Annotated in this window: 9 protein-coding genes; 5 read left to right on the forward strand and 4 right to left on the reverse strand. The window is 69.8% G+C overall.

Annotation, left to right across the window (positions count from 1 at the left end):
* Positions 1 to 22: 22 nt before the first annotated feature.
* The 3 genes from AB0J33_RS04500 to AB0J33_RS04510 are packed head-to-tail and all read left to right on the forward strand — an operon-like array spanning position 23 to position 4,271.
* The gene (locus tag AB0J33_RS04500; RefSeq protein WP_363610230.1) at positions 23 to 1,597 is read left to right on the forward strand and encodes an ABC transporter ATP-binding protein; all 1,575 of its coding nucleotides are present in this window, start codon (positions 23 to 25) and stop codon (positions 1,595 to 1,597) included.
* Between the two features lie 34 nt (positions 1,598 to 1,631).
* Positions 1,632 to 2,987: an ABC transporter permease gene (locus AB0J33_RS04505; protein ID WP_363610232.1), complete on the forward strand. Its 1,356-nt coding sequence runs from the start codon at positions 1,632 to 1,634 to the stop codon at positions 2,985 to 2,987.
* 3 nt (positions 2,988 to 2,990) lie between these two features.
* Positions 2,991 to 4,271: an ABC transporter permease gene (locus AB0J33_RS04510; protein ID WP_363609741.1), complete on the forward strand. Its 1,281-nt coding sequence runs from the start codon at positions 2,991 to 2,993 to the stop codon at positions 4,269 to 4,271.
* Between the two features lie 250 nt (positions 4,272 to 4,521).
* Here AB0J33_RS04510 and AB0J33_RS04515 read toward each other — a convergent pair whose 3' ends face one another.
* From AB0J33_RS04515 to AB0J33_RS04530, 4 genes are all read right to left on the reverse strand, one after another.
* Positions 4,522 to 4,926 (reverse strand): peptidoglycan-binding domain-containing protein, encoded by a 405-nt coding sequence (locus AB0J33_RS04515; RefSeq protein ID WP_363609743.1) that lies wholly within the window; start codon positions 4,924 to 4,926, stop codon positions 4,522 to 4,524.
* Between the two features lie 129 nt (positions 4,927 to 5,055).
* Positions 5,056 to 5,859, reverse strand: coding sequence for a BTAD domain-containing putative transcriptional regulator (locus AB0J33_RS04520; RefSeq protein ID WP_363609745.1), 804 nt, complete (start codon positions 5,857 to 5,859; stop codon positions 5,056 to 5,058).
* A gap of 304 nt (positions 5,860 to 6,163) precedes the next feature.
* On the reverse strand, positions 6,164 to 6,790 hold the full coding sequence (locus AB0J33_RS04525; RefSeq protein WP_363609747.1) for an SMI1/KNR4 family protein: 627 nt from the start codon (positions 6,788 to 6,790) through the stop codon (positions 6,164 to 6,166).
* Between the two features lie 128 nt (positions 6,791 to 6,918).
* Positions 6,919 to 11,508, reverse strand: coding sequence for a hypothetical protein (locus tag AB0J33_RS04530; protein ID WP_363609749.1), 4,590 nt, complete (start codon positions 11,506 to 11,508; stop codon positions 6,919 to 6,921).
* A gap of 408 nt (positions 11,509 to 11,916) precedes the next feature.
* On the opposite strand from AB0J33_RS04530, the gene AB0J33_RS04535 reads away from it, so the two are divergent.
* Both AB0J33_RS04535 and AB0J33_RS04540 read left to right on the forward strand, forming a co-directional pair.
* Complete coding sequence (locus tag AB0J33_RS04535) at positions 11,917 to 12,393, forward strand: hypothetical protein (protein WP_363609751.1); 477 nt, start codon at positions 11,917 to 11,919, stop codon at positions 12,391 to 12,393.
* Between the two features lie 141 nt (positions 12,394 to 12,534).
* Positions 12,535 to 13,236 (forward strand): cytidine deaminase, encoded by a 702-nt coding sequence (locus AB0J33_RS04540; RefSeq protein WP_363609753.1) that lies wholly within the window; start codon positions 12,535 to 12,537, stop codon positions 13,234 to 13,236.
* Positions 13,237 to 13,338 lie beyond the last annotated feature (102 nt).

Here is a 13,338-nt window from a genome sequence, read left to right on the forward strand (position 1 = left end):
TGATCTGGTCGCCAACGATCACATCGACCTGACGGTGGAGCCTGGAGAGATTCACGCCCTGCTCGGCGAGAACGGCGCGGGCAAGTCGACCCTGATGAACGTGCTCTACGGGCTCTACCAGCCCGACGAGGGCGAGATCCTGGTCGACGGCAAGCCGCTGAGGCTGAAGGGCCCATCCGACGCGATCGGCGCCGGGATCGGCATGGTGCACCAGCACTTCATGCTGGTGCCGGTCTTCACCGTCACCGAGAACATCATGCTCGGCGCCGAGCAGGTCAAGGGCGGCATTACCGGCTTCCTGGACCGGCGGCGGGCCCGGCGCGAGGTCGCCGAGGTGTCCGAGCGCTACAACCTGCGGGTCGACCCGGACGCGGTGATCGAGGACCTGCCGGTCGGCATCCAGCAACGAGTCGAGATCGTCAAGGCGCTCACCCGCGACGTCGACCTGCTCATCCTGGACGAACCGACCGCGGTGCTCACCCCGCAGGAGACCGAGGAACTGCTGACGGTCATGCGGTCGCTGAAGGCGGCCGGCAAGTCCATTGTTTTCATCACCCACAAACTGGGCGAGGTCAAGGCCATCGCCGACCGGATCACGGTGATCCGACGCGGGAAGACCGTCGGCACCGCCTCGCCGGACGCCAGCCGGGACGAGCTGGCCGCGTTGATGGTCGGGCGCAACGTCCGACTCACCGTGGACAAGACCCCGGCCACGCCGGGCGAACCGATGCTCGAGGTGGCCGGGCTCGTCGTCGACGACGACCGGCAGATCCGCGCGGTCGACGGGGTGGACCTGACCGTACGCGCGGGCGAGGTGCTCGGCGTGGCCGGTGTGCAGGGCAACGGTCAGACCGAGCTGATCGAGGCGATCATGGGCCTGCGCCCGGTGCTCGCCGGCACGGTGAGCCTGGCCGGCGACCGGATCGACGGCTGGAAGCCCAAGAAGGTGCTCCGGGCGGGTGTCGGCTACGTGCCCGAGGACCGCAGCGTCGACGGCCTGGTCAAGGAGTTCAGCGTCGCGGAGAACCTGGTGCTGGACATCTACGACCGGCCGCCGTTCGGTGCCGGGCTCGCGCTGAAGCCGGACGCGATCGCCGCCTCCGCGGCGGAGCGGATCGAGCAGTTCGACGTCCGTACCTCATCGGCCGACGCGGCGGTGGGCACCCTCTCGGGCGGCAACCAGCAGAAGGTGATCGTGGCGCGGGAGCTGTCCCGGCCGCTGAAGCTCCTCATCGCCGCCCAGCCGACCCGTGGTGTCGACGTCGGGTCGATCGAGTTCATCCACAGCCAGATCATCCACGAGCGGGACATCGGCACCGCCGTCATGGTGGTCTCCAGCGAGCTGGACGAGGTGATCGGGTTGGCCGACCGGATCGCGGTGATGTACCGCGGTCGGATCATCGGCATCGTCGGCCCGGACACTCCGCGCGAGGAGATCGGCCTGCTGATGGCCGGCGTCAGCCCGGACGCGGCCCACGAGGCCATCGCGGCACCGGCCGCCGACGAGACCGGCGCGGCACCGGCAGCCGACGAGACCGGCGTGGCAGACGGGAGCCCGGCGCGCGACGCGGGCTCCGCGAGCGAGGACGAGGCATGAGCGAGCAGCGAAGCGGAGTGACGGCATGAGCAACCTGCCCAACCCGCAGTCCGGCTCCCCGGACAAGGAGCCGGTGAGCGAGGCGCAGGCCGCGCAGAACGCGCTCGGCAACACCGAGCGCGCCGAGACGGCGACCGTGCCGGGTAGCGCGACGCCGGAGCCAGAGCCGAAGCCCACCCTGGGCCGGTTGTTCCTGGACAACCTCTGGGCGGCCAACACGTTCACGGTGACCCTGCTGTCGTTGGTGTTGGCGATCGTGGTCGGCGCGGTGCTGATGATCATTTCTGATCCCGACGTGCTCTCCACCTACTCGTACATCACCTCGCGCCCGTCCGACGCGATCAACTCCAGTTGGACGCTCGTCAGCGAGGCGTACGCGAACCTGTTCAAGGGCTCGATCTTCGACCCGGAGGCGTTCTCCGGTTGGCTGGACGGCGCCAACGGCTGGCAGGCGGTGCTCGCGCCGATCTCGGAGACGCTGACCTACGCGGCGCCGCTGGTCTTCACCGGTCTGTCGGTGGCGCTGGCCTTCCGTGGCGGCCTGTTCAACATCGGCGCGCAGGGTCAGGCAACCATCGGCGTGATCATGGCGGCGCTGGCCGGTTTCCTGCTGCCGCTCCCGCCCGGCCTGCACCTGCTGGTGGCGGTGTTGGCCGGTGCGCTGGGCGGGGCGATCTGGGGTTTCATCCCCGGCATTCTCAAGGCCCGTGCCGGCGCCCACGAGGTGATCAACACGATCATGCTCAACTACGTCGCCACGTACTTCCTCACCTGGTTGATCGTGCAGAACGGCGTGCAGGACCCGACCCGTACCGACGCGATCAGCAAGGCGGTGGACAGCTCGGCCCAGCTGCCCCGACTGCTCGGCGACAACCTGCGGGTGCACGCCGGCATCCTGCTCGCCGTGCTGGCCACCTGGGCGGTCGCCTGGCTGCTGAACCGCTCGACACTCGGCTTCGAGCTGCGCGCCGTCGGTGCCAACCCGGACGCCGCCCGTACCGCCGGCATCAGCGTCACCCGGACGTACATCCTGATCATGGTCTTTGCCGGCATCCTGGCGGGTCTGGGCGGCTCGAACATGGTGCTCGGCTCCACCGCCAGTGCGTTGACCCCGCTGGTGGTCGCGCAGATCGGCTTCGACGGCATCCTGGTGGCACTGCTCGGGCGGGTGAAGCCCTGGGGGGTGCTGCTCGCCGCGCTGCTGTTCGGGGCGCTGCAGGCCGGGGGTAACCGGATGCAGTCGTACTCCGGGATCTCGCTGGAGCTGGTGACTGTGCTCCAGGCGCTGATCGTCATCTTCATCGCCGCGCCGGCCCTGGTGAAGGCGATCTTCCAGCTCCGGGCCGCACGCGCTGCCCGGTTGCAGACGAGCCTGGCGAAGGGCTGGTAACTCATGTCCACCATGGCTGTCCCCGACATCGCCGTCGCTCCGGTCGACGAGGGCTTCTGGACCCGCAGCCGCAAGGTCGGCCTCACGCTGCTGGGGCTCGGCCTGCTGGCCGCGGTGCTCTTCGGCGCGCTGGCCACCGACCAGGAGGCCCGGTTCACGCTCAGCGACGACGCCGCCGGCGCCGCATTGGAGATCAACGGCACGATCGGGGCGATCCTGTTCGGGATCATCGCGATCGCCGCCGGGGCGACGCTACTGGCCGGGGTGCCGAAGCGGTGGTTCGTCACCGTGCTCGGCGTCGGGCTCGTCGGCTTCGTGCTCTCGTTCCTCTGCTGGCAGGTATCCGCCGCGCCGACCGGGCAGAACTTCATGCCGCTGGTCAACATCATCCGGGGCACGTTCATCCTGGCCCTGCCGCTCATCTTCGGCGCGCTCGCCGGGGTGCTCTGCGAACGCTCCGGCGTGGTCAACGTGGCCATCGAGGGCCAGCTGCTGATGGGCGCGTTCAGCGGCGCCCTGTTCGGCAGCATCTCCGGCAGCGTCTGGGTGGGCCTGGTCGCCGCCGCCATCGGCGGGGCGTTCATCTCGCTGCTGCTTGCCGTCTTCGCCATCCGCTACCTGGTCGACCAGGTCGTCATGGGCATCGTGCTGAACCTGCTGGCGGTCGGCGTCACCGGCTTCCTCTACGAGCGGCTGATGCAGACCGACGCGGCGAAGTACAACAGCGCCCCCCGCTTCAGCAACTGGGAGATCCCCCTGCTGAAGGACATCCCGGTGCTCGGGCCGTCGCTGTTCCGGGGCAACATCTTCCTCTATCTCGGGCTGCTCCTGGTGCTGGTGATCCACATCGGGCTGTTCCGCACCCGGTGGGGGCTGCGGACCCGCTCGGTCGGCGAGCACCCCATCGCCGCCGACACCCTCGGCGTCAAGGTGCTGCGGGTGCGCTACCGCAACGTGCTGCTGGCCGGTGTGGTCGCCGGCATCGGCGGCGCGTCCTACACGCTGGCGCTCTACTCGTTCACCAAGAACATGATCGGCGGTAAGGGCTTCATCGCACTGGCCGCGCTGATCTTCGGCCGGTGGAACCCGACCGGCGCGCTGCTCGCCGCGCTCTTCTTCGGCTTCGCCGACCAACTCGCCACCTACCTCGGCGCAATCAGCAGCTCGATCCCCAGCCAGTTCCTGGCCATGCTGCCCTACCTGGCAACCATCCTGGCGGTCGCCGGGCTGGTCGGCCGGGTCCGTGCGCCCGCCGCGGACGGCAAGCCGTACATCAAGGGTTGATCGGCGAAGTCCGCCGCGCCGCAAGCGATGGCACCGGGTCGGGGGGCGGGGGGGGGGGGCGCCGCGGGGCGCTGACCGGCCAAGTGAAGGAGGATAGCCCGAACACCACCACCGAGGCGGTCAAAGAACAAAGCAGAGTCCTCTCCGCCGGCCGCCCGCCCCGCCCGGCCGCCCCCCCCCGGGCCCACCCCCGCCGCCCCCCCCCGGTGGCCCGGGGGTCCCCCGCCGTGGGCGCCCGACCCGGTGGCCCCTAGAAGGTGATCCGGTCGCAGCGACCGCCACCGGCGACGATCCGGTGGTTCATCGCCCTGGCGGTCTGCGGCCCGTAGACACCGTCGCTCGTGATCCCGAGCGAGCTCTGCACACTCTTGAGAGCGTCGCGGGTCTTCCCGCCGAAGTCGCCGTCCACGGTGAGGCCCTTGCGGTAGCAGGTGTTCAGGTTGGTCTGCAATTCCCGCACAGCGTTGCCGTAGGCCCCGTAGCCCATGGTGCAGCTCGGTGACAGGTCGTCGCTGCCTGGCACGTAGTTGTTGTCGTAATAGAGCGCCAGCACGCACTGTGGAGCGGCCGCGGCCGGGCTCGCGGTCAGGACCACCGGCAGGGTCGCGCTGGCGGCGACCACCGCGAGCGCCATCGTTACCTTCAACCTACGCATCGGGAACGGTCCTTCCTGATCGAAAACTGGTGGCGAGTGACGGGACCATCGTGACGATGCCCGCCACCGCCTCCACACCGTCGCGACACCGAACTGCCACATCCACCGGAGCACACCGGGTGCCGGCGATCAGGGACCGACATGGTGTTGGTACGTGCGCCGGACGGCCGGCCGTTGCTCGGTCTGCGCCGGAGGAAGGCCGGGAAGCTCGACGTATCCCGGTCGCCCCGCCCCGAGCAGCTCGAACGCCGCCCGGATGTGGGCGTACGCCGTTTCCAGGTGATGGGTGATGTTGCCGTCGAGGTTGATCTCGGCGCGGTCCGGTTGCCGGTGTGGGGCCGGCGGGGCGGCCAGCCGGCTGACCCCGGCGCGGTTGTCGACGGCGACCTGCGTCGGCGTGTTCAGCGATTGCAGCAGGTGCCGCTCCCTGGCCTTGGCGACCGGCCCCGGCTCGACGCCGAGTTCTGCTCGGAGCCGGTCGCGATAGCTGCGGTAGACCGTCAGCGAGTCGATGGACCTGCCGCTGTCGGCGAGCGCGTCCATCAGCAGTATCGAGACGTTCTCCCGGAGCGGCTCGATCTCGATCAGGGCCCGTAGCTCCGCGATCGCCCGGTCGTGGCGTCCCAGCCGCAGGTTGGTCGTCGCCAGCCGCTCCATCGCGGCCAGCCGCAGCTCGTCCAGCCGGGCCGCGTGGGCACGCAGCTCCTTGGCGTTGAGGCCGTCGAGTGCCGGGCCGGACCAGTGCGCCAGCGCCTGTTGCAGCCGTCCGGCCGCGTCGGCCAGCCGGCCGTCGGCGATCAACTCGTCGGCCGTGCGCACCTCGCGCTCGAAGCAGTCGGCGTCCGTCTCGAAATGATCGCCGCGAAGCTGGTAGCCAATTCTGTTGCGGTCGATGGTGAGGTCCCCCGGAACGGACCGGAGATTTCGTCGCATGAGCGACACGCAGTTCTGGATCTGTTCTCTGGCGGTCGCCGGAGGAGTCGACTCCCAAACGGCGTCGACCAGCCGATCAAGGGAGACCGACTTATGGTGATTTACCGCCAACATCGTCGCAATGATGGTTGCTCTCCGGCCGGCCACTGCGAACACTTCTTTTGCGCAGGGTGAACCCAGAAGCAGAAACCGCATGCCTTGCCCCCGTAGCCGTGGTGTGCGGTGCCAATGCTGTCCATAGTGCCCGGGACATTGAAGAGTGTCAAGATCATCGAGGGGCGTCGGCGCTGCCCGGGAGCGACGGTCAGAGCAGCCCTCTGCTGATCAGTGTCGGTGGTACGTCCTGCCGGCGATCCACCCACCGACCCTGGTCGGTGGACCACCAGTAGTAGCGCTCGTCGAGCAGGCGGACCCAGATCGCCAGCAGGTCGGCGAGGGACGCCGTGCGGGCGACGCCGACGTCCTCCGGCTGGGCCGACCACAGGTGGACGGGCGAGCCGCCCTGCGCGGACCGGCCGAGGTCGACGAAGACCAGGTTGCCGTCGAGGGCGAACAAGGGCAGCCAGGACGGCCGCCAGTAACCGTCCCAGTCCCGATCGTCGGCCGGATAGTGGGCACGGCCGCACACCCGCAGCATCAGGCTGCGCTCGTCCATCGCCTCGGTCAGGCTGAGGAACTCCCAGCCGCCCGGCCCGATCTGGCTCTCCACGCCCAGGCGGGTCCCCGGCTCAAGGCGGCGCACCCCGTCATGCCAGCCCCACCACCGTCGCACCTCCGCCGGCAGGTGGAGATCCGCCGCCCGGAACGCGGCGGCGAGGTGGTCGTCGGAATGCCCGGGGGCGAGCCGCGCGGCGATCGGCGCGTTGTTTCGACGCCACTGCAATTCGAGTCGCCCGAGAACGGTGGTCAGTTTCTGGTCGGCGTCGGACACGGTTGCAGGATCGCACGGTCGGCCGGGCGACACAATCCTGGGAAACGAAGAACCGGCCGATCGCCGCGCTTCTGTTTCGAAACGCGTCGACCGGCCGGTCGCTTGCCGTCAATCGCCGAAATGGTTCGTCAGCAGATGTAGAGCGTCTTGGGGATGTTTGTCGTACCGGTCAGCGGAATGGTCAGGTAGGGCTGGCCGTTGCTACTCAGGAAACGTGGCACCAGCGCGCTGTACGTGCCACTGCTCATCTGACACTTCGTGTACATCGCGCCGACCATCGACCCCTCGGCCCGGTTCTCACCGGTCGGCACCAACCGGAGCCGGGTGCTGGTCGGCGAGTTCTCACCGAGGTGGTAATCCCATGCCGCGCCCTGCTCACTGGTGAAGAACGGGAACTCGTCGCACTGCATGCCACTGGGGCGAGGGCTGGGACAGGTCGTCTGCTTGATGGCGGACAGGTTCATCCAGCTACGCGACCACCCCCGCTCCTTCTCGCTGCTCTTGACGTAGTGCAGCGCCACCCACGACGGGTTTGCCTTCAGCGCCTCCATGTCGTTGTTCGCCGCCCCGGCGGCGTCCGCCGCGGTCGGGAAGAGGATGGGCATGGTCATGCAGGGGTCCTCGACGAGCCCGCCCACCCGCGCCAGTCGCAGGCAGGTCTCCGCGGCGTTCTGCGCCTGGGCCGCGGTGATCGTCCAGCCGTCCGCGGCCCGGGTGGCCACGTAGTTGCTGATTCGACTCTGCACGGCCGAGGTCGAGCTGTAGCCGGCCAGGCTCGAGTTGACCAACCCGGCGAGCTGCCGCTGACCCTCCACGTTGGGGTGCCAACTGCCCGCCCCCGGGGTGTCCCGGCCACTTCCCGACTCCGACGTGGCGATGACGGCGTGTATCCAGCTGCCGTCCGAATCCGGGCAGGCCCCGTGAGAGTCGGGGCCGGTGCCGATTCGCCACCGGTGGTTGGGGTCGACGAAGCGGATATTGACGCCCTGCCCGTGGACGGTCTCGACGGCCTTCGCGATGCTGATGTTCAACAGGTTCGCGAAGGAGTTGAGCAGCCGCTTGCGCTCCGGGGTGATGAGATAACAGCCGTCCGCCGGATCGTCCTCGAAGAACCGCGGATAGCCGACGACCACGATCTGGGCGTTCGGCGCCCTCGTGTGGATCGCCCGGTAGGTGGCCAGCAGATGGCTCGGCAGCTGGTTACGGATCAGGTTCGTCTCGTACTGCTTGAGCGGTGCGGGGTCCACCACGTCGTTGTTCCGGGTCAGCCGGAAATCGTCGTCGTAACAGTCGCCGATCGCCAGTGAGCAGGCCTTCATCACGTCGCCGAAACGAACGTCGTTGCCGCCGACCGAGATGCTGACGTGGGTGGTGTCCTCGTCCAGATAACCCTGGTCGACCTGCGTCAGTTCCCCGTAGTGATAATCGGTTCTGCCCCAGTCGGTGCTGCCCCGCTGGTCGTCGGCGCTCGGCGGATTGTTGACGGCGTCCGCGGTCACGCTCGTGGTCATCGCCCCCGAGCAGGCGATCATCGCGAACGAGGCCTTGCCCTCGGCCGCCTGCGCGGCGATCGGTTGCGTCTGGCCCGGCAGGGTCACCAGGCGCGGATAGGCGTACTGCTGGGACCGGTGGCAGGCGTTCCGGTCGAGGGAACTGCCGCTGTCCCGGTTGTAGTCGGAGTTGCGGTCGTACGGGGCGCCGCCCTCCCCGGCCGTGTACGAGTCGCCCATCGCCACGTAGAACGCGGACGGTTTGCTGGTCGGCACGAAGGCGACGGCGTCGAAGATGATGCTGTCCTCGCCGCGTCCGTCGGCGGTGACGGTGCTCAGCGCGACACTGGCGTTGCCGCCGAGGTTGAAGGTGCCCAGGTCGACCCACCGGTTCGTCTGCCAGGTCTGGTTGAGCACCCGGTAGCGACTCTTGCCGTTGCCGAGGTTGATCGTGTATTTGGCCTGGCCGGTCCACGCGCCGTGGTCCGGCACGGAGACCATGACCCTGGTCCACCCGCTCATCGGCTGGGACAGGGTCCAGGTGCCGGTCGTCTTCAGCTTTCCACCCTCGTCGCCCGCGGTCCGGGTGTGACCGCGCCAGAAATGGCCGCCGAACCCGGCGCCGATCTGGTGGAGGTCGACCTTGGCCGGGTAGCGGCCCTGGCTGTCCGAGGCGAAGTCGAGGCGGAAGGTTCCGGCGTTCGACCACGGTCGGCCGCAGTTCGGTCGGATCGACGGGGTGCCATCCGGCATGTCGTCGATCACCTTGGCGCCGGACGGCAGGCCGGAGAGGTCGCACTTCGGCGGGAAGCTGGTCCCGTCATCCTGGTACGCGTACCCCGGGTCGAAGCGCAGGACCTCGTTGCCGCAGGCCACGCACGCCTCTCCGGGTGCTGCCTTCCAGCCGACCGGTTGGTTGTACCAGCACCGTAGATCGTAGAGGCCGGCCGCGTTCCGGTTCTCGCACGGCCCGGCCGGCTCGCCGATCACGTCGGGGTCGTCGGGAGTGATCTTCTTGGCCGGGTCGCAGTGGTTCGACTGGTTGCAGAACAGGTCGAACGGCGGCTTGGCGAGCACCCGCATCGGCACGGTGGTCCACCAGGCGGCCCGGTAACCGGCCACCAACGTCTCCGGCGACTCGTTCAGCTCGATCGGGTGGCCCGCCCAGCCGATCACCTTCTCCGGGTAGGGCCACTTCTGCGGAGTGCGGGCGTCGTCGTACGTCACTTCGAGGAAGGGCAGCCGCTGCGGGTCGTAGCGCGGGTTGATCGGATTGTTGAGCCAGCCCACGCCCCATGGCTGACCGTCGCCCTTGTTCGGGTAGAAGCCCGAGTTGTACGCCCAGACCGCGAAGAACCAGTTTTCGATGGCGGCCGGGTCGGCGTCGTGCACGGTCAGGCCGGCCGCCCTGGTCTCGTTCCACTTCTTCTGCAGGATCTGGAGACCAGCCGCGATGTTGGCGGCGAAGTCGAGGGCGACGGCCCGTTGCGTCTGGTATTCCCACGCCTCGTCGCCAGGTCCCTTCTCCTTGCCGGCGAGTCGCATGTGGTCGGTGACCTGGGTGGCGCCGTAGCCGCAGTCGGCGTCGGCCCAGTCGATGTCCCAGTCGTCGCCGGTGCTGGCGTTGTAGATGTCGATGCCGTAGTAGTTGCCGATCAGCGGGTTGGCGGTGACACCGGGCAGCGCGAACCGCGCCGCCTGCCACATGTTGGACTCCTGCGCGATGATGCCGAGCATGATCTGCGCCGGCACGCGCCCCCCGCCGGTGAGCGGCACCAGGGGAAAGAGTCCCTGCGGGCTGTAGGCGGGCATGCCCAGGTTCTTCCAGTTCGCCTCCCGGGTCATGTGCAGGGAGTCGGTGATCGCCTGGTCGACGGCCCACTCCACCTGCCGTGGCTTGGGCTGTAGAGCCTGGTTACGCGGGTCGTTGCGGGGCACCGAGCAGGTGCGCTCGGCCTCGACCGGATCGTTCGGCGAGGCGGCTGCCCGCTGGTCGGTGCCGGGTGCCCGGCCCTGCGGTGACGTGGCTCGGGCGGCCGGCCGTCCGAGCTTCGGGTGCGGCGTTCGGCCCGACGCGGCGGAGGCATTCGTCGCCACGGGTGCGACCTCGAAGGCCACGCTCTCGCCGGTCGCGGTCATCCGGGCATCGATCCGGACCGGCTCGGGGGCATCCGGCGTCACCGTCCGGGCGGTCGGGGCGCCGGTGGTCGGAGTCTGGCTGATCCTGGTGAGCGCCACGGCGCCCTCCGAGGAGACCTCCGCGCTGGCCGGGACGTCCAGCCGCCGCGTGCCGGGCGGCAACGTCGCCACCCGGGTCGCGGCGCCGGTCACAAAGGCGCGTCCGCCAGCTCCCCGGGTGAGCCCGAGGCCGCTCAGGGTGCCCTCGGCGAGAGTGGTCACGGCCGCACCGGGTCGCGGCACGGTGCGCTTGACCCGCGCGCTCTCGGCGGAGCGGTCCATGAAGACCACCCCGCCGGTACGGTCGGGCACCAGCCGGAAGGCGGTTCCCTCGGTGGCCGCGAGCGGGGTCATGCTGCCGTTCGCGGCGACGCGCACCAACCGGCCACTGCCGGCGGCGACGATGCCGCCGTCGGTCGGCACCGCCGCGCCGAGTTCCGTGTCGAGCAGGATCGGCGCGGACAGCGAACCCGCCTTGGCGTCCACCGTCAGCAGTCGGCTCTGGACGGTCCGGACGGTGGGTTCGTTGATCCGTTCGCCGCCGAACTGCGCGACGACGGCCTCCTCACCGGCGCCACAGCCAGGATTGAAGTACGCGAGCGAACTCTGCACCGGCAGCTTGGTGACCTTGCCGTCGACGAGGTCCACGACGGCGGTGAAGCCACCCCGGTCGAAGAGGTCCGCCTTGTTGGTGAAGGTTCGTGGCGCGTACACGACGACCAGCCGTCGCCCCGAACCGGTGAGGCAGGCGTTGCCGATCCACTGGTCCGCGTCGAAACCGGGTTCGGCCAGGGTCGCCACCGTCTGCCAGGTGTATCCGCTGCGAGCCGTCGCCGCGAGCACGTGGAAACCCCGTACGTCGCCCGAGGTCGTCCAGCTCACGTCCGTCGACGTGCGCCAGCCACGCGGCAGTACCTCGTCCCGTCGCTCGGGAGCGACCCGGTCGGTGCGGGCATCCGTCCCGGCCGTCGGGGCTGCGGGCCGCACCTGGGTTGCCGGACTCTCCGGTCGTGCTGCCCGCGCCTGCGTCGCGCCGAGCGGGATCGTCATGGCGGAGAGGGCTACGGCACCGAGTGCCGCCACCATCCGCCACTTCCCCGTTGATCGTCTTGTCAGCAAGCCATCCTCCTGATCTCTCCCCGTCTCCTGACCGCGAGCAGGGGGCCGCCGAAGTGACGGCGGGCGAATCATTCGGAGCGGGCACATCATCCGGCCATCACCGGCCGGGACGATCTGCTGCGGGTGGGGCGGCGACCGGGCCGCGCGGCTGTCTCGCGGGGGAGCTACCTGCGGAACCGCCGTCTTCGTCTGCCGGAACGGGCACCTGTCCGCCGCGAGCGGTGCGCGCCCCGGCGGAGAGCCGCACGGTGGCGACGTGATGTCGGCGTGATGGGGGGCGGCCCTAGCGTCCGGCGCGACGCCGACGTCACGGCGTCTCATCGGGGAAGGACCAGCAGAATGCGCAAGTCATCGATCCTCCGCAGGGGCGCGCGAATCGCCGTCGCCCTCGTCGCCGCCGCCGGGCTCGGCGCCGTCATCACGCCGGCTGCCCCCGCGGCCGCCGCCTGCAGCTCCGTTGTCGACGCGAAGTACGCAACGCTGAACGGCTCGATCATCGGCGGCTGGAAGCTGGTCCAGAACAGCGCGTGCACCGAGCGTTGGGGTCAGATCGTCGTCGACTACCAGCCCGACCCGACCGGGATCCCGTACGCCATCCGGGTCGAGCGGCAGATCTACTCGCCGTACGGCTACGCCCTCCAGGCCGCGTACAACAAGATTTCGGGCGTCGGCTCCGAGGGCACCTGGAACACCAGCCACACCACGAACACCGGTGGGGACACCGACCGGCACCGGATCTGCTGGGGCTACGCGGTGTACAGCGGCGGCTGGAAGGCCCCGTCGAGCTGGCCGAACTGCACCGCCTGGAAGTACTGAGCCGACAGGTTCACGGCGCGGTCGGTGGGGGTGTCCCCACCGACCGCGCTTCGTCGTTCCCGGGCTGACCCGGGTCCGACCGGTGGCTGCTGTTCGGGCCCAGGCCGCAGGTCGGATGGCTGATGCGGCAGAATTGCCGGCATGGAGATCGACTGGGCTCGCCTGCGCGCCGCCGCCACCGAGGCGATGCGGCACGCGTACGCGCCGTACTCGACGTTTCCGGTCGGCGCGGCAGCGCTGGTCGACGACGGCCGTGTGGTGGTCGGCTGCAACGTGGAGAACGCCGCGTACGGGGTGACGCTGTGCGCCGAGTGTGGAGTCGTGTCCAGCCTGCACGCCACCGGTGGCGGTCGGCTCGTCGCGCTCTCCTGCGTCGACGCGACGGGTGAGCCGTTGATGCCGTGCGGCCGCTGCCGGCAGCTGCTCTGGGAGCACGGCGGGCCGGAGTGCCTGATCGAGAGCAAGACCCGCCCGCTGCGGATGGCCGAGCTGCTGCCGCACGCCTTCGGCGTGGAGGATCTGGAGGCCGTCACCGGAGAGACGCCGGTGCCGGTGGTCCCGGAGCGGTTGGCCGCCTGGCGCGGGCGCGGCACCGTTTTCGTGCACCCGGACATGTCCGCCGGTCAGCAGGTCTGGACGGCGTACTGGGAGCGCTCGGCCGGAGACGACGCCGGCGCCGAGACCGGGGTGTTGGAGGAGGCGCCGAGCTGGGACGACCCGGCCGAGGCGATCACCTGGGGTCTGGCCCGTACCCCGCGGGTGGTCGTGGTGGACGCCACCGGCACCATCTTCTGGGCGGGCGAGGGTGAGCCGCCTGCGGAGATTCCGGTTCGCTGGGGTTGATTGTCGTTGCGGTTGAGGGCCGGGGCCGACCGTGCCCGGCCCCGGGGGGTCAGGCTTGATCCCTCCGCCGGGCACGGTCGGCCCCGGCCCCGTCGTGGTCAT

It is taken from the genome of Micromonospora sp. NPDC049645 (genome assembly GCF_040675155.1).
Lineage (GTDB): Bacteria > Actinomycetota > Actinomycetes > Mycobacteriales > Micromonosporaceae > Micromonospora.